A 16,510-nucleotide genomic window follows, 5' to 3' on the forward strand; every position below is an offset into this window, starting at 1 on the left:
CGTGAGCGCACTGCTGACGCTGGCCGCGCAGACGGGCAGCAACCAGACGGTCCTGCACGGCGCGCTGCTGGTCGCGCTGCCGATCGCCCTGTTCGCCGGGCTCCTGTCCTTCTTCTCGCCCTGCGTGCTGCCCCTGGTGCCGGGCTACCTCTCCTACGTCACCGGTGTCGCGGGCACCGACCTGGCCGAGGCCAGACGCGGCCGGATGTTCGCCGGCGCCTCCCTGTTCGTGCTCGGCTTCAGTGTGGTGTTCGTCTCCAGCGGGGCGCTCTTCGGCTACTTCGGCGCCAACCTGATCGACTACCAGGGCACCCTGTCCAAGGTGCTCGGCGTGCTCATGATCGCGATGGGCGCGTTCTTCATGGGGCTGCTGCCCTGGTTCACCATGCGCGAGTTCCGCTTCCACAAGCGGCCGGCCGGCGGTCTGCTCGGCGCGCCCGTCCTCGGCGCCCTCTTCGGCGTCGGCTGGACGCCCTGCATGGGCCCGACGCTCTCCTCCGTGAACCTGCTGTCCTTCAACGAGTCCAGCGCCGCGCGCGGCTCCCTGCTGATGGTCGTCTACTGCCTCGGCCTCGGCGTCCCCTTCGTGCTCACCGCGGTCGGCTTCCGCAAGGCGCTCGGCGCCTTCGCCTGGGTCAAGCGCCACTATGTGTGGGTGATGCGCTTCGGCGGCTCGATGATGATCGTGACCGGTGTGCTGCTGCTGACCGGCGCCTGGAGCGGACTGGTGCAGCAGATGCAGACCTGGTCCGACGGCTTCAATGTGGGGATCTGACCGATGAGCAAGACCGACACCGACAACAGCCGGGAGCGGGAGGAGCTGGGAGCGGCCGGCTCCCGGCTGTCCACCGCCCCGCAGGAGGAACCGGCGGGCCTGCCGGGCCTCGGTGTCATCGGCTGGGTGCGCTGGTTCTGGCGGCAGCTGACCTCGATGCGGGTCGCGCTGCTGCTGCTCCTGCTGCTCTCGCTCGGCGCGATCCCCGGCTCGCTGATCCCGCAGACCGGCGCGGACGCGAACAAGGTCGAGGAGTTCCGCGCCGCGCACCGCACGCTGGCGCCGGTCTACGACAGGCTGGGCCTGTTCCACGTCTACAGCTCGGTGTGGTTCTCCGCGATCTACATCCTGCTGTTCGTCTCCCTCGTCGGCTGCATCGTGCCCCGCACCTGGCAGTTCGTCGGCCAGCTGCGCGGCCGTCCGCCGGGCGCCCCCCAGCGGCTGACCCGGCTGCCCGCGTACACGACGTGGCGCACGGAGACCGACCCGGAGCAGGTCCGCGAGGCCGCGCTCGCCCTGCTGAGGAAGCGCCGCTTCCGCGCCCATGCCGCCGGTGACGCCGTCGCCGCCGAGAAGGGCTATCTGCGCGAGGTGGGCAATCTGGTCTTCCACATCGCCCTGATCGTGCTGCTGATCGCGTTCGCCTCCGGCCAGCTGTACAAGTCGGACGGCACCAAGCTGATGGTGGAGGGCGACGGCTTCTCCAACGCGCTGCCGATGTACGACGACTTCAAGTCCGGCAGCCTGTTCCGGCCCGACGACCTGGTGCCGTTCAGCTTCGACCTGAAGGCCTTCACGGGCACCTACGAGCCGTCCGGACCCAACAAGGGCACCCCGCGCACCTATGAGGCGAAGGTCCGCTACAGCAAGGGCGCGTACGGCAAGGAGACGACGACCACCGTCAAGGTCAACGAGCCGCTGGAGATCGACGGCGCCAAGGTCTACCTGGTCAGCCACGGCTACGCGCCCGTGATCACCGTCCGGGACGGCAAGGGCGCGGTCGTCTACCGCGACGCCGTACCGCTGCTGCCACTGGACGGCAATGTCACCTCGCAGGGTGTCGTCAAGGTCATGGACGGCTACCGCGATCCGCGGGGCAGGAAGGAGCAGCTCGGCTTCCAGGCGTTCTTCGTGCCGACCTTCGACCCGCGCAGCGGCACGATGCTCTCGCAGTTCCCCGCGCTGGTGAACCCGCTGCTGGCGGTGAACGCCTACCACGGCGACCTGGGAGTGGACTCGGGCATCCCGCAGAGCGTGTACCAGCTCGACAAGAAGCACATGAAGGCGTTCAAGGACGACAAGGGCCAGCTCCTGAAGAAGCTGCTCAAGCCGGGCGACACGCTCACGCTGCCCGGCGGTGCCGGCTCCGTCACGTTCGAGAAGGACGTCAAGGAGTGGGCCGGCTTCGAGATCGTCCAGGAACCCGGCAGCGGCTGGGCGCTCGGCGGTGCCCTCGCCGCCATCTTCGGCCTGGCCGGCTCCCTGTTCATCCAGCGCCGCCGTGTGTGGGTGCGGGCGGTGCGCGGCGCCGACGGCGTCACGGTGGTGGAGATGGCCGGGCTCGGACGCAGCGAGTCCGCCCGGCTGCCCGAGGAACTGGGCGAGCTGGCCGGACACCTCTACGACCGGGCGCCGGGAGCCACCGGCCCCGACGACCCCGCACGAACCCCCGACCTCCGAGCCGTACCTGCCGAAGGGGCTGAGAAGTGACGCTCGCCGCCGCCACCAACGAACATCTCGCGAGCATCAGCAACACGCTGATCTACTCGTCGATGGCCGTCTACACCCTGGCCTTCTTCGCCTACATCGCCGAGTGGCTGTTCGGCAGCCGCAGCAAGGTCGGCCGTACGGCCGCCGCGCTCACCGCCGGCGCCGGGCGCACGGCGGACCGTCCCGCCGTCGCGGTGCGGCAGGCCGGCGGCACCGCCGTGCTGGAGCGGCCCCGGGTCGTCGTCCGCTCGGCGGCCGGCGCCCGGGACGTGCCGGACGGCCCCGGCGCGCACGGCGGTGACGAGCAGGGCGACCTGTACGGCCGCATCGCCATCTCCCTCACCGTGCTCGCGTTCCTGGTGGAGCTGGCCGGCGTCGTCGCCCGCGCGGCCTCCGTGGAGCGGGCGCCGTGGGGCAACATGTACGAGTTCAACATCACCTTCTCCACGGTCGCCGTCGGCGTGTACCTCGCGCTGCTGGCACTGCGGAAGAACGTGCGCTGGCTCGGCCTGTTCCTCACCACCACGGTCCTGCTCGACCTGGGCCTGGCGGTCACCGTCCTGTACACGGCCAGCGACCAGCTCGTGCCGGCCCTGCACTCGTACTGGCTGTACATCCACGTCTCCACCGCGATCTTCTGCGGCGCGGTGTTCTACGTCGGCGCGGTCGCCACGATCCTGTACCTGTTCAAGGACGCGTACGAGAACAAGCTCCTCAACGGCGGCAAGCCCGGCTCCTTCGCGTCCTCGGTGCTGGAGCGGCTGCCCGCCTCCGCGTCCCTGGACAAGTTCGCCTACCGGGTCAACGCGGCCGTCTTCCCGCTGTGGACGTTCACGATCATCGCGGGCGCGATCTGGGCGGGCGACGCCTGGGGCCGGTACTGGAACTGGGACCCGAAGGAGACCTGGTCCTTCATCACCTGGGTCGCCTACGCCTGCTACCTGCACGCCCGGGCCACGGCCGGCTGGAAGGGCCGCAAGGCCGCCTACCTGGCGCTGATCGCGTTCGGCTGCTGGCTGTTCAACTACTACGGCGTCAACATCTTCGTCTCCGGCAAGCACTCCTACGCGGGCGTCTGAGCCGGTCCGGCGCGAGCGGCGCGGGGCAGCGGCCGTAACCGGGTGCGCGCGTCCCGGGGCGGGGGCAGGCTGGTGGCATGAGCGGTTCCATCGCACAGGGCACCAGCCAGACCCACGGGAACACGCACATCCTGCATTTCGTGGTGCGGCTCCCGCGGCGCATGGAGGAGATCTGGCCCGCGCTGGCCACCCCGGAGGGGCTGGCGGCCTGGTTCACGCCCGCCGATGTGCTCGAACCCCGGCTCGGCGGCGCGGTCGCCCTGCGCGGCCTGGGCAGCGGGGAGGTCACCGCGTGGGACGTGGACCGGGTCGCGGAGTACACGGTGGGGGCCGGCGGCCGGATCCGGTTCCATCTGGAACGGGACGGTCAGGACGGCAGCGCGCTCCGCTGCACCCACGAGTTCCAGGGCGAGGAGGAGTCGGAGCAGCGCTGGCGCGACCGTTTCGAACGGCTGATCGAGACGCAGCAGCGGGACGGGACCTGACCGGGCCGGGTCCGGCCGGCCCCGGCCGGGCCCGGGGCCCGTCGGCTCACGAGACCGCGGACAGGCTGCCGTGGGCCACCGAGGCGATCCGGTCCCGCAGCCGCTCGGTGTAGAGCCGCATGTTCTTCGCCGCGACGTCCGTGTCCGGGTACCGGCTCGCCAGCCACAGCCCGTCGGGCAGCCGGTTCACCCACACGCACACCTGGTCGCCGTACGAGACCCGCAGCAGCCCGTACGCCTTCAGCTCCGCCCACCGGTCGGCGCCGGGCAGGGTGCGGGTGTCGATGTAGGAGACGATCGAGTACAGGTCCGGCGAGGTCGGCCGGAAGTCCGCGCCGAGCAGGTCCAGCACCCGGGCCAGCGGGATGCGGGCCAGCGCCCGGCTCGCCCGCAGCTCCGCGCGCACCGCCCGCAGGGCCTCCGGGAAGCCCCGGGTGCGGCCCACGGGCACCTCGATCGGGGCGCCGCCGACGTACCAGCCCACCGACTCGCTCCAGCAGGACTTCGCCCGGGTGTGGAAGGGCACCACCGTCCGGTACACCGGCTGTCCGCCCAGCTCGTGCACGATGAGCGCGGTCGCGGCCAGCAGCCCGGTCAGGGTGCCGCCGTAGGGCCGGCAGTACGCCTCGAACGCGGCCGCCGCGTCCGCGTCCGCCAGCGGCTCGCACAGCATCCGCTGCGGCGGCAGCGGACCGCCCGGCGCCAGGCCCAGGTCGACCGGGAAGCCCGGCAGCGTGCCGTCGCAGCGGCGGATGAACTGCCGCCAGCGGTCCACGATCGCGTGCCCGTCGTCGAGGCCGTCGGCGCGGGTCCGCTCGATCTCGCAGAAGTCGACGTAGCTGGCGGCCGGCGCCCCGGTGCCGGCCGCGGCGCCGGCCGGGCCCGCCGTGTACAGCTCGTGGATCTCGCCGGCGATCCGCTGCACGGAGTAGCCGTCGACGTTGCTGTGGTCGAAGGCCAGGTACACGCTCACGCCGTCGTCCCGGACGACCGCCGCGTAGATGAGATTCGGCCAGCGCAGCGCGTCCGCGACCGTGTCGAAGCGGTCCTGGAGGTGCCGGACGAGCGCGTCGGCGTCGGGGAAGCGGCCCACCTCCTCGCGGTGCAGGGACACGTCGGCCGCGTCCAGCGTGAACCGGCGCAGCGTGTCACCGGCGGCCCACCGGAAGCCGCTGCGCAGCGTCTCGTGCCGCACGGTCCAGGTGTGCAGGGCGCGCTCCAGCGCGTCCAGGTCGACCGGGCCGGGCAGGTCGAAGGCGGCGCCGAGCCAGGTCGGCACGGACAGCCCGTCCGCGCGGACGGACCGGGCCGTCCTGATGTGGGACTCCTGGATGTAGGCGGGCGGCCGGGTGTCGTCCGGGAGCGCCGCCGCCGCCGCGACGGTCGCCGGGCTCAGGGTCCACTCGACGAGCCGTCCCGGCCGGACCTCGCAGCGCTGGATGTCAGTGATTCGCACGCGTCTCCCATCACGGAAGGGGACCCCTGGATACGGGGCCCCCTGGCAAGGCAATGCCGTGGGACGCGGCCGGGACATGCCCGTCCGGTCCATTTCAACGGAACGGGTGGCGGGCCGAACGCGGAAGTGATTAACCGACGGTGACCGGCCGGGGCCGGCCGCCGGGAACACGGGCCTCCGCAAAAGTGTGACGGGCGTTCATATCCATGCGCTCGTGCGTTGGCCGGACGTTGTGCCGGCCGTCGTTCCGCGCGTGCACGATCCTGCCCCCGCCGACGCAGGAGAACCGGGTGGACCCCCACTACGACATCGTCTTCCGTCGGGACAGCCCGCCGCCGGCCTGATCACGGGCGAGCGCGCGGCCGAGGGCCATCCGGCCACCACCCACCGGCCGTGCGTCAGCCCGATCGTGCTCGGCACCTACCGGGAGTACGCCGAGACGCTCCAGGAGGCCGCCGATGTGCGCGCCGTCCACACCTACCCGGTGCGCTTCGGCGACGCCGGCCCGGCGCCACTGCGCCGGGCCGCCGAGGTGACCGGCGGGCGGGGTCCGATGGCCTGGTGGCCGGCGGCCCTCGCCGGCCTGCTCGTGCTGGGCGGGCCGGCGCTGCGGCGCGGCATCGCCCGGCTCGGCAAGACCGCCGCCGACCCCGGCTACCTGCCGCTGTACCTGGACAACGACGCCGTGATGCGCCTGTTCAAGACGGGCGGGTTCGTCATGGTCACCGGCCGGTTCGAGGCGGGCGGCGGCCGGGGCGGGTCGCTGGTGATGCGGGCCCCCTACGCGGGCGGCGGCCCCGCCGCGCACCTGCGGGTCGTGCTGCGCGGCGACGGGCTGCTCACCCCGGACCGGCAGCTGCCCGAAGGCCAGTTCCAGGCGCACTGCCTGGGCAAGGTGACCAGCTGGGACCCCGGCGCCCGGGAGGTCGTGCTCCAGTAACCGGTCGCCGTCTTCCGCTGACCGGCCGACCGTGATCCCGGCCGGAAGCGGGGGGTGGGCGCGGGGACAAAGCGGTACGTCGGCGATACTTGGCCGCATGGCTTACGACGATCTTCGCTCCCTGCTGCGGGCGCTGGAGCGCGAGGGCGACCTCAAGCGCATCAAGGCCGAGGTCGACCCGTATCTGGAGGTCGGTGAGATCGTCGACCGGGTGCAGAAGTCCGGCGGTCCCGCGCTGCTCTTCGAGAACGTGCGCGGCTCGGACATGCCCCTGGCCATGAACGTGTACGGCACCGACCGCCGCCTGCTGAAGGCGCTGGGCCTGAAGGCGTACGGCGACATCTCCGACAAGATCGGCGGGCTGCTGCGGCCCGAGCTGCCGCACGGCTTCGTCGGGGTGCGCGAGGCGTTCGGGAAGCTGGGCGCGATGACCCACGTCCCGCCGCGCAAGGTCAAGGACGCGCCGGTGCGCGAAGTGGTCCTCAAGGGCGACGAGGTCGACCTGGACCGGCTCCCGGCGCTGTTCACCTGGCCGAAGGACGGCGGCTCCTTCTTCAACCTGGGCCTGACCCACACCAAGGACCCGGAGACCGGCATCCGGAACCTGGGCCTGTACCGCCTCCAGCGCCACGACAAGCGCACCATCGGCATGCACTGGCAGATCCACAAGGACAGCCGCAACCACTACCAGGTCGCCGCGCGCCGGGGCGAGCGGCTGCCGGTCGCGATCGCCTTCGGCTGTCCGCCGGCCGTGACGTACGCCTCCACGGCGCCGCTGCCCGGCGACATCGACGAGTACCTGTTCGCCGGGTTCATCGCCGGCAAGCGGATCGAGATGACCGACTGCGAGACGGTCCCGCTCCAGGTGCCCGCGCAGGCCGAGGTGGTCCTGGAAGGCTGGCTGGAGCCGGGCGAGACGCTGCCCGAGGGCCCCTTCGGCGACCACACCGGCTTCTACACCCCGCAGGAACCCTTCCCGGCGCTGCGGATCGACTGCGTGACCATGCGCAGGCGCCCGCTGCTCCAGTCCATCGTCGTGGGCCGCCCGCCGACGGAGGACGGGCCGCTCGGCCGCGCCACGGAACGTTTCTTCCTGCCCCTGCTGAAGATCATCGTCCCGGACATCGTGGACTACCACCTTCCCGAGGCCGGCGGCTTCCACAACTGCGCGATCGTCTCGATCGACAAGAAGTACCCGAAGCACGCGCAGAAGGTGATGCACGCGATCTGGGGCGCGCACATGATGTCCCTCACCAAGCTGATCGTGGTCGTGGACGCCGACTGCGACGTGCACGACCTGCACGAGGTCGCCTGGCGGGCCCTCGGCAACACCGACTACGCCCGGGACCTCACGGTCGCCGAAGGCCCCGTCGACCATCTCGACCACGCCTCCTACCAGCAGTTCTGGGGCGGCAAGGCGGGCATCGACGCCACCCGGAAGTGGCCGGAGGAGGGCTACACCCGCGACGGCGGCTGGCCCGAGATGGTCCTGTCGGACCCGCAGACCGCGGCCCTGGTGGACCGCCGCTGGAAGGAGTACGGACTGTGACCTCGGCCTCTGCCGCCCTCGCCCGGCCGGGGCGGACCCGGGCCTTCCTGCGCCTGGTGATGATCGAGCACTCGGTCTTCGCGCTGCCCTTCGCCTACATCGCCGCGCTCACCGCGATGTACGAGCGGGACGGCAACATCCACTGGGTGCGGCTGCTCCTGGTCACGGTCTGCATGGTCGGCCTGCGCACGTTCGCGATGGCCGTCAACCGGATCATCGACCGCGAGATCGACGCCCGCAACCCGCGCACGGCCCACCGCGAACTGGTGACCGGCGCGATGTCGGTGCGGCACGCCTGGACCGGCGCCCTGATCGCGCTCGCGGTCTTCCTCGGCGCCGCCGCCCTGCTCAACCCGCTCTGCCTGGCCCTGGCGCCGGTGGCGGTGGTCCCGATGGTGGTCTACCCCTACGGCAAGCGGTTCACCAACTTCCCGCAGGCCATCCTGGGTCTCGCCCAGGCCATGGGCCCGATCGGCGGCTGGCTGGCGATCAGCGGCGAGTGGTCCTGGACAGCGGTGATCCTCGGTCTCGCCGTCGGCGTCTGGATCGGCGGCTTCGACCTGATCTACGCCTGCCAGGACGTCGAGACGGACCGCGAGATCGGTGTGCTGTCGGTGCCGGCCAGGTTCGGCGTCCCGGCCGCGATCCAGAGCGCGCGCGTCTGCCACACGGTCACCACGGCCCTGTTCGTCTGGTACGCCGTGGCCACCCACGCCGGGGTCTTCTTCTGGCTGGGCCTGGTGATCGTGGCGGCGGCCTTCGTCTACGAGCACCGCATCGTCCGCCCGCACGACCTGTCCCGGCTGAACCGGGCGTTCTTCAGCGTCAACGGCTTCATCGGCATCGCCTTGTTCGTGTGCGCCCTGCTGGACCTCCTGGTCCGCGGGCTGGGCGTCTGATCGCGGTGCTCAGGCCCCACCCGGCCTGAGCACCACCGGACCCGCCGGTACGCTCAAGGTGTGAACGCAGGAGAAACGCAGCGCGTGCCTTGGATCGTGGGGGTGTCCGGAGCTTCCGGGACGCCGTACGCCGCCGCGGTGCTGCGTGCGCTGCTGGCGGCCGGCGAGGCGGTGGACCTGGTGGTCAGCCGGGCCTCGCGGCTGACGCTGCTGGACGAGACCGGCATCGCGTTCCGGGACGCCCACTGGCAGGACGACCTGCGCACATGGCTGGCCCGGGGCGCCGACGGCAAGCCCGGCACGTTCGACGTGGACGTCAGCGGCGTGCGGTACTGGCCCGCGGGCGATCTCGCGGCGGGCCCGTCCTCGGGCTCGTACCCGGTGCGGGGCATGCTCATCGTGCCCGCCTCCACCGCCTGCGTGGCCGGGGTGGCGCTCGGCCTGTCCAAGGACCTGCTCCAGCGCGCGGCGAGCGTGACGCTGAAGGAGCGCCGGACGCTGGTCGTGGCCGTGCGGGAGACCCCTCTGAACGGCCAGACCCTGCGGCAGCTCGTCGCCCTGGACGACGCCGGCGCCACGGTCGTGCCGGCCTCGCCGGCCTTCTACGCGGGCGCCACCCACATCCAGGACCTGGTGGACTTCGTGGCCGGCCGGGTGCTGGACGCGGCGGGGGTCGGCCACGGCCTGTACCGGCGCTGGCGGGGCGAGCTGGGCGGCGGCGCGGCGGGCGGACAGCAGGGCTAGCAGAGTTACGTACGGACCTCATCACTCCAGCAACTTTCACCGGAAGGCTTCGATCGCATGGACGCGGTGGACAGGCAGCTCATCCAGGCCCTGAGGGAGAACGGCCGGGCCTCGTACGCGGAGCTGGGACGTCTTGTCGGCCTGTCGGGCCCCAGCGTCACCGACCGCATCAACCGGCTGGAGGCGGCCGGCGTCATCACCGGCTACCGCGCCACGGTGGACGCGGCCTCGCTGGGCCTCGGCGTCATCGCGCTGATCGGCATCTCGCTGTCCGACGCGGCCGACCACGAGGACGTCGCGCAGCGGCTGCGGGACCTGCCGGAGATCGAGGACTGCTGGTTCATCGCCGGCGACGACTCCTTCATGCTCAAGGTGCGCTCCACCGACGTGGACGGCCTGGAGAAGACGATCCGCCGGCTCAGCGGCACCAAGGGCGTCTCCCGGACCCGTACCACGATCGTGCTGTCCACGAAGTGGGAGAACCGGGTCGGGGAGCTGCCCGAAGAGGTCTAGGGATACCGTTGGTCGGGCTGTCGGAGAAAGGTGTTGCCATGGACGTCGGGCTCAAGCGCGAGCTGGAGGAGAAGGTCCGGGCCGGTGAGCGGCTGACCCGCGAGGACGGCATCGCGCTGTACGCGTCGGACGACCTGGCCTGGCTCGGCGGTCTCGCGCACGAGGTGCGGACCCGCAAGAACGGTGACGTGGTCCACTTCAACGTCAACCGGCACCTCAACATGACGAACGTGTGCACCGCGTCCTGCGCCTACTGCTCGTTCCAGCGCAAGCCGGGCGAGAAGGACGCGTACACGATGCGCATCGAGGAGGCCGTCAAGCTGGCCAAGGCGATGGAGTCGGAGAACCTCACCGAGCTGCACATCGTCAACGGCCTGCACCCCAACCTGCCGTGGCGGTACTACCCGCGGTCGCTGCGCGAGCTGAAGAAGGCCCTGCCGCACGTCTCGCTGAAGGCGTTCACGGCGACCGAGATCCACCACTTCGAGACGATCAGCGGGCTGTCCGCGTCCGAGATCCTGGACGAGCTGATCGACGCGGGCCTGGAGTCGCTGACCGGAGGCGGGGCCGAGATCTTCGACTGGGAGGTCCGGCAGCACATCGTGGACCACCGCACCCACTGGGAGGACTGGTCCCGTATCCACCGGCTGGCGCACGAGAAGGGTCTGAAGACCCCGTGCACCATGCTCTACGGCCACATCGAGGAACCCCGCCACCGCGTCGACCACGTGCTGCGCCTGCGTGAACTCCAGGACGAGACGAACGGCTTCCAGGTCTTCATCCCGCTGCGCTACCAGCACGACTTCGTGGACCTGAAGGACGGCAAGGTCCGCAACACCCTCCAGGCCCGCACCAGGATGGCCACCGGTGCGGAGGCGCTGAAGACCTTCGCCGTCTCCCGGCTGCTCTTCGACAACGTCCCGCACGTCAAGGTCTTCTGGGTGATGCACGGCGTGCAGACCGCCCAGCTCGCCCTCCAGCACGGCGCCGACGACATGGACGGCTCGGTCGTGGAGTACAAGATCACCCACGACGCGGACAACTACGGCACGCCGAACAAGCTGACCCGCGAAGACCTCCTGGAACTGATCCGCGACGCCGGCTTCCGCCCGGTGGAACGCAACACGCGCTACGAGATCATCCGCGAGTACGAGGGCGCCGACCCGGCCCGCCGCGACAGCCCCCAGCCCATGCGGGTCTGACCCCGGAGGGACGGACCCGGCGGACGGCGCCCGGACCGGTGCGTTGCCCGCCGCGGCCCGGGGGTACCCAGGGGGCATGGCCGCCACCGAGTCCCCCGAGGACGCCTACACGGCGGAGCCCTTCGTGCCCGCCGGGGCCGATCTGGGGGCCCTGCGCCGGGCCGCCGAGGGCTGCCGCGGGTGCCCCCTGCACCGGGACGCCACCCAGACGGTCTTCGGCACCGGACGCCCCGGCGCCCGCCTCATGCTCGTCGGCGAGCAGCCCGGCGACCAGGAGGACCGCCAGGGCAGACCGTTCGTCGGCCCGGCCGGCAAGCTGCTCGACCGCGCCCTGGCGGACGCCGGCCTGGATCCGGCGGACGCGTACGTCACCAACGCGGTCAAGCACTTCAAGTTCACCCGGGCCGGCCCCCGCAAGCGCCGCATCCACAAGGCGCCGACCCTGCGGGAGGCGGCGGCCTGCGGTCCCTGGCTCGCGGCCGAGCTGGCCCTCGTCGGACCGGAGCTGATCGTGATCCTCGGCGCGACCGCCGGGAAGGCCCTGCTGGGCTCCTCGTTCCGGGTGACCCAGGTGCGCGGGACCGTGCTGGAGGAGGAGATCCACGGCCGCCCGGAGCGCCTGGTGCCCACCGTGCACCCGTCGGCCGTGCTGCGCGCGGACGACCGCGAGCAGGCGTACCGCGGGCTGGTGGCGGACCTGGAGGTGGCCGTGCGGGCCCTCGGCTGAGCGAGCGCGCGAGGAGGGCGGGCCGTCCGCGTCCCCGGGGTCCCCGGGGCGCGACCCCCTTGCATGATCGTCCAGGGGGCGTGCTTCACTGGACGATGACCCTTTTTGGATTCGGACGGGTGGATTGAGATGCTCCGCTACACGCTGATGCGCCTCGGTATCTTCGCGGGCTGCCTCGTGATCGTCTGGGGAGCCGTCTACTCGGGCATCTTCCCGCGCGGCTTCGGCGACTCCAACCCGTTCTGGGTGCTGCTGCTCTCGCTGGTCCTCTCGGCGCCGATCAGCTGGGTGGTGCTGCGCAAGGAGCGGGACCGCGCCTCGGTGCGGATCGTGCACAAGGTCGACCGGATGAAGGCGAACCTGGACGCCAACCGCACCCAGGAGGACCTGGCCGACGAGTCGGCGCGGACCCGGGGCGGCGCCGCCGCCTAGCACCGACCCGGCGACCCGATGGGATGAACGCCGGGCGAACTTCCCCGGCCGGACTCCGGTCGGTGCCCGAGTCCGGTACTGGCGCCGGGGCGAGTGCGCCATCGGCTACCGGGACCACGGCGACGCGCTGCCGAGTCCGGGCTACGGCCTGCGCATCAACCCGCACAAGGCCGAGCGGCGGCTCTGGTCGGCCGCGGACGAGGTGGTCGTCGTCGTCGGCGAGGGGCCCGGTCCGGGGCCCCACTAGTCTTGCCCCATGGGTGCGGTCAGGACGAAACGGATGCCGAGGGCGGTGCGGGAGCGGCAGATGCTCGACGCCGCCGTACGCGTCTTCGGCCGGCGCGGGTACCGGGCCGCGTCGATGGACGAGATCGCCGAACTCGCGGGCGTGTCCAAGCCGTTGGTGTATCTGTACCTGAACTCGAAGGAAGACCTCTTCACCGCCTGCATCCGCCGTGAGGCCGCCGCGCTGACCGCGGCCGTCCGCGCGGGCGTCGGCGAGGACCTGCCCGCCGACCGGCAGCTCTGGGACGGCCTGCGGGCGTTCTTCGCGCACACCGCCGAGCATCCCGACGGCTGGGCGGTGCTGCACCTCCAGGCCCGCACGCACGGCGAGCCGTTCGCGTCCGAGGTCGCGGCGATGCGCGCGGAACTGGTCGCGTTCGTGACCCGGCTGGTCGTGGTGGTGGCCCGGGAGGCCCACCGCGATCCCGGTCTGCCCGAGCGCGAGGTGGCCGGCCTCGCCCAGGCGCTGGTCGGCGCGGCGGAGGCGCTCGCCGCGTGGGCCAACGCCACACCGGGCGTCACCGCCCGCCAGACCGCGGCCACCTTGATGAACTTCGCCTGGTCGGGCCTGGCCAGCCTGATGTCGGGCCAGGTCTGGACGCCCCCGCCGGACCAGCCCTAACGCCCGTCCCGGACCTCGCCGTCCAGGTGCACGCGCCCCCGCCCGTCGCGCAGTTCGAACCGTCCGCCGCCGTCCGCGCCGTAGACCACGGTGCCCGGGAGCGGTACGGGTGCCCGGAAGCGGGCCCGGACCTCGGCGGCGTCCGGGCTGCCGTGGGCGGCCAGGCAGCGGGCGACGGTCCACATGCCGTGCGCGATGGCCCGGCGGAAGCCGAACGGGCGGGCGGTGAGCGGGTGGACGTGGATGGGGTTGCGGTCGCCGGACACGGCGGCGTACCGCCGGCCGACGTCACCGGCGAGCCGCCACTCGGCGACCACGGGCAGCGCCCCGCCGGCCACGCGGGCGGCTCCGGTGCGGCCGGCGGCGGCCGGGGTCCCGTGCGGGCCGCCGTCCGGCCGTGCCGTGCCGTGCCGGGCCAGGTAGGTGCTGCGGGAGGACCACACCGGCCGGCCGCCGGAGCACAGCGCGGTCACCACCGTCGCCTCGGTGCCCCGCCGGTGCGCGGACAGGCCCTCGGTCCACACGGAGACCTCGTACTCCGCGTCGGCGGGCAGCGCGGCCATCCGCCGGATCCCGATCGACGTGTGCACCAGCCCCGGCAGCGGCAGCGGGAAGTCCCGGCGGCTCATCAGCCGCATGGCCAGCGGGAAGCCGAGGACGTGCGGGTAGGTGACCGGGAGGCCCGCCGCGCCGGTCGGATAGCCGCAGACCCGCTCGTAGGCGGCCAGCCGCGCGAGGTCGATCCGCACGCCGGGCAGGAGCAGCCGGGTGTGCGGGTACGCCGCGCCGGGCGCCGGCCGTTTGAAGGGCGCCCACAGCGCGCCTCGCAGCAGCAGCGGGCCCAGCGCCGGCGGCGCGGCGAGGGTGACGGCGTTCATCGGGCTCCGTGGGGCCGAGGCGGCGGCGGGTCCACCGTGCTTACTCTGAAGTAAAGTTACCGGAGGTAAGTGCCGTCCGCGCAACCCCGGAGGCTGCACATCCCCGGCCCCGGACCACCGCTGAACCCGCACGATCCCCTCACAGCGGAGCCGTACGATCACCTGCCTGACCAGCGGTAACCCTGCCCGCACCGGGGCCGCCGCCGGTGCACGCAACGCCACAGGAGCCGCCCGTGTCCACGTCCCACCCGACCGCCTCCGCCCCCGGCCGGCACGTCTCCGCCACCGACTACGACGGCCGCCCGGTTCTCGTGGCGCCCGTGGTGCGGCGGCTGGACGGCGCGGTCCGGGAGGCGTCGGTGCCGCCGTTCGCGCCCCCGGTCACCCACGGTTCGCTCGCCGACCTGCCGTACGAGAACGCGGAGGCGGCCCCGGACAAGGTCGTCCTCAGCCGCAGACTCCCCGGCGGGCGCTGGACGGACGTGACGGCCGCCCGGTTCGCCGCCGAGGTGCAGGCGGTGGCCAAGGGGCTGATCGCCGAGGGCCTGGTGCCCGGCGACCGGATCGCCGTGATGGCCCGGACGACCTACGACTGGACGCTGCTCGACTTCGCCGCCTGGGCCGCCGGGCTGGTCACCGTCCCGGTGTACCCCACCTCCTCCGTCTTCCAGACGCGCTGGATCCTGCACGACTCCGGTGCGGTCGCGCTGGTCACGGAGACCGCCGCGCAGGCCGCCGCGCTCGGCCCGGAACTCCCGCGCCTGCCCGACGTCCGCCATGTGTGGGTGATGGAGAAGGAGCACGTGGCCCGGCTCGCCGACGCGGGCGCCGCGGTGCCGGACGCGGAGGTGGGCGTGCGCCGGGGCATGCTCGGTCCGGACACGCTCGCCACGCTGATCTACACCTCGGGCACCACCGGCCGCCCCAAGGGCTGCGCCCTCTCGCACGGCAACTTCTTCGCCGAGGTGGACAACGCCGTCGCGCTGCTCCAGCCGGTCTTCAGACCCCGGGACGTGGAGCCGTCCGTGCTGCTCTTCCTGCCCATGTCCCACGTCTTCGGCCGGATGGTCGCCATCGCCTGCGTCCGCGCCCGGGTCCGCCTCGGCCACGCGCCCAGCCTGGCCCCGGACCGCCTCCTGCCGGACCTGGCCGCCTTCCGGCCCACCTGCCTGCTCTCGATCCCGTACATGCTGGAGAAGATCTACAACTCCGCGCGCGCCAAGGCGGAGGCGGGCGGCCGGGCGGCGGTCTTCGACCGGGCGGCGGCCGTGGCCCAGCGCTACGGCGAGGCGCTGGAGGCCGCCCAGACCGGCACCGGCGACGGCCCGGGCCGCGCCCTGAAGACCCAGCGCGCCTTCTACGACCCGCTCGTCTACCGCCGTATCCGCACCGCGATGGGCGGCCGGGTCCGGCAGGTGATCAGCGGCGGCTCACCGCTCGGCCGGCCCCTCGCCGCGTTCTACGCCGGCGCGGGCATCGAGATCTTCGAGGGCTACGGCCTCACCGAGACCACCGCCGCCACCACGGTCACCCCGCCGCTCAAGCCCCGCCTCGGCACGGTCGGCTGGCCGCTGCCCGGCACCCGGGTGCGGATCGCGGCGGACGGCGAGATCCTCGTCGCCGGCGACCATGTGCTGCGCGGCTACTGGGACCCGCAGGCGGGCGGCGTCGTCCCGGCGACCCGCGACGGCTGGCTGGCCACCGGCGACCTCGGCGAGCTGGACGACGAGGGCTATCTGACCATCACCGGCCGCAAGAAGGAGCTGCTGATCACCTCGGGCGGCAAGTCGGTGGCCCCGGCCCCGCTGGAGAACTGGCTGCGCCGGCACCCGCTGATCTCCCAGGCGATCCTGGTGGGCGACGGCCGCCCGTACGTCGCCGCGCTCCTCACCCTCGACACGGACGGCATCACCCACTGGCGCCAGATGATCGGCAAGCACCCGGTGCCGCCGGAATTCCTCGTCGACGACCCGGAGTTGCGGGCCGTCCTCCAGCGGGCGGTGGACGAGGCCAACAAGCTGGTCTCCCGCCCCGAGTCCATCCGCCGCTTCGCCGTCCTCCCGGCCGACTTCACCGAGCAGGACGGCCACCTCACCCCGTCGATGAAACTGCGCCGCGACCGCATCCTGCGGGACTACGCGGCGCAGGTGGAAGCCCTGTACGAGTGCTGACGGCACGGCTCGCCGCGTCCGCCACCCGAGGCGTCGCCGACCT

Annotated in this window: 16 protein-coding genes; 14 read left to right on the forward strand and 2 right to left on the reverse strand. The window is 72.6% G+C overall.

Going from position 1 to position 16,510, the window contains the following annotated elements:
* The first annotated feature begins 1 nt into the window (after position 1).
* The 4 genes from ACH4OA_RS19170 to ACH4OA_RS19185 all read left to right on the forward strand — a co-directional run bounded on the left by ACH4OA_RS19170 (position 2) and on the right by ACH4OA_RS19185 (position 4,049).
* Positions 2-775, forward strand: coding sequence for a cytochrome c biogenesis CcdA family protein (locus tag ACH4OA_RS19170; RefSeq protein ID WP_397969885.1), 774 nt, complete (start codon positions 2-4; stop codon positions 773-775).
* 3 nt (positions 776-778) lie between these two features.
* A complete protein-coding gene (locus ACH4OA_RS19175; protein WP_397938457.1) occupies positions 779-2,485 on the forward strand; it encodes a cytochrome c biogenesis protein ResB in 1,707 nt (568 codons plus the stop codon).
* Positions 2,482-3,564, forward strand: coding sequence for a c-type cytochrome biogenesis protein CcsB (gene ccsB / locus ACH4OA_RS19180; RefSeq protein WP_397938455.1), 1,083 nt, complete (start codon positions 2,482-2,484; stop codon positions 3,562-3,564). Before ACH4OA_RS19175 ends, ccsB begins: the two co-directional genes overlap by 4 nt.
* Before the next feature lie 77 nt (positions 3,565-3,641).
* On the forward strand, positions 3,642-4,049 hold the full coding sequence (locus tag ACH4OA_RS19185; protein WP_397938453.1) for an SRPBCC domain-containing protein: 408 nt from the start codon (positions 3,642-3,644) through the stop codon (positions 4,047-4,049).
* A 46-nt stretch (positions 4,050-4,095) separates the two neighbouring features.
* On the opposite strand, the gene ACH4OA_RS19190 is transcribed toward ACH4OA_RS19185, so the two are convergent.
* Positions 4,096-5,505 (reverse strand): condensation domain-containing protein, encoded by a 1,410-nt coding sequence (locus ACH4OA_RS19190; protein WP_397938451.1) that lies wholly within the window; start codon positions 5,503-5,505, stop codon positions 4,096-4,098.
* A 253-nt stretch (positions 5,506-5,758) separates the two neighbouring features.
* Between ACH4OA_RS19190 and ACH4OA_RS19195 the strand changes: the two genes are divergently transcribed.
* The 9 genes from ACH4OA_RS19195 (at position 5,759) to ACH4OA_RS19235 (ending at position 13,418) form a co-directional block, all read left to right on the forward strand.
* The gene (locus tag ACH4OA_RS19195) at positions 5,759-6,445 is read left to right on the forward strand and encodes a hypothetical protein (protein WP_397969887.1); all 687 of its coding nucleotides are present in this window, start codon (positions 5,759-5,761) and stop codon (positions 6,443-6,445) included.
* A gap of 97 nt (positions 6,446-6,542) precedes the next feature.
* The gene (locus tag ACH4OA_RS19200) at positions 6,543-7,994 is read left to right on the forward strand and encodes a menaquinone biosynthesis decarboxylase (RefSeq protein ID WP_365878006.1); all 1,452 of its coding nucleotides are present in this window, start codon (positions 6,543-6,545) and stop codon (positions 7,992-7,994) included.
* The gene (gene mqnP, locus ACH4OA_RS19205; protein WP_397938446.1) at positions 7,991-8,893 is read left to right on the forward strand and encodes a menaquinone biosynthesis prenyltransferase MqnP; all 903 of its coding nucleotides are present in this window, start codon (positions 7,991-7,993) and stop codon (positions 8,891-8,893) included. The genes ACH4OA_RS19200 and mqnP overlap by 4 nt, the downstream gene beginning before the upstream one ends.
* Positions 8,894-8,977: 84 nt before the next feature.
* Positions 8,978-9,637: a UbiX family flavin prenyltransferase gene (locus ACH4OA_RS19210; protein WP_365878002.1), complete on the forward strand. Its 660-nt coding sequence runs from the start codon at positions 8,978-8,980 to the stop codon at positions 9,635-9,637.
* A gap of 57 nt (positions 9,638-9,694) precedes the next feature.
* On the forward strand, positions 9,695-10,150 hold the full coding sequence (locus ACH4OA_RS19215) for an Lrp/AsnC family transcriptional regulator (RefSeq protein WP_132787112.1): 456 nt from the start codon (positions 9,695-9,697) through the stop codon (positions 10,148-10,150).
* 38 nt (positions 10,151-10,188) lie between these two features.
* Complete coding sequence (gene mqnE / locus ACH4OA_RS19220; protein ID WP_397938444.1) at positions 10,189-11,352, forward strand: aminofutalosine synthase MqnE; 1,164 nt, start codon at positions 10,189-10,191, stop codon at positions 11,350-11,352.
* A 76-nt stretch (positions 11,353-11,428) separates the two neighbouring features.
* On the forward strand, positions 11,429-12,079 hold the full coding sequence (locus ACH4OA_RS19225) for a UdgX family uracil-DNA binding protein (protein ID WP_397969889.1): 651 nt from the start codon (positions 11,429-11,431) through the stop codon (positions 12,077-12,079).
* A 129-nt stretch (positions 12,080-12,208) separates the two neighbouring features.
* Positions 12,209-12,511: a DUF4229 domain-containing protein gene (locus tag ACH4OA_RS19230; protein WP_365877996.1), complete on the forward strand. Its 303-nt coding sequence runs from the start codon at positions 12,209-12,211 to the stop codon at positions 12,509-12,511.
* Between the two features lie 256 nt (positions 12,512-12,767).
* Positions 12,768-13,418, forward strand: a complete 651-nt coding sequence (locus tag ACH4OA_RS19235; protein WP_397969891.1) for a TetR/AcrR family transcriptional regulator — start codon at positions 12,768-12,770, stop codon at positions 13,416-13,418.
* Here the strand turns inward: ACH4OA_RS19235 and ACH4OA_RS19240 are convergent.
* Positions 13,415-14,296, reverse strand: a complete 882-nt coding sequence (locus ACH4OA_RS19240; RefSeq protein WP_365878659.1) for a MaoC/PaaZ C-terminal domain-containing protein — start codon at positions 14,294-14,296, stop codon at positions 13,415-13,417. The genes ACH4OA_RS19235 and ACH4OA_RS19240 overlap by 4 nt on opposite strands.
* Before the next feature lie 233 nt (positions 14,297-14,529).
* On the opposite strand from ACH4OA_RS19240, the gene ACH4OA_RS19245 reads away from it, so the two are divergent.
* Positions 14,530-16,467: an AMP-dependent synthetase/ligase gene (locus ACH4OA_RS19245; RefSeq protein WP_397969893.1), complete on the forward strand. Its 1,938-nt coding sequence runs from the start codon at positions 14,530-14,532 to the stop codon at positions 16,465-16,467.
* The last annotated feature ends 43 nt before the right edge of the window (positions 16,468-16,510 follow it).

It is taken from the genome of Streptomyces sp. NPDC017095 (assembly GCF_044332325.1).
In the GTDB taxonomy this organism is placed as follows: domain Bacteria; phylum Actinomycetota; class Actinomycetes; order Streptomycetales; family Streptomycetaceae; genus Streptomyces.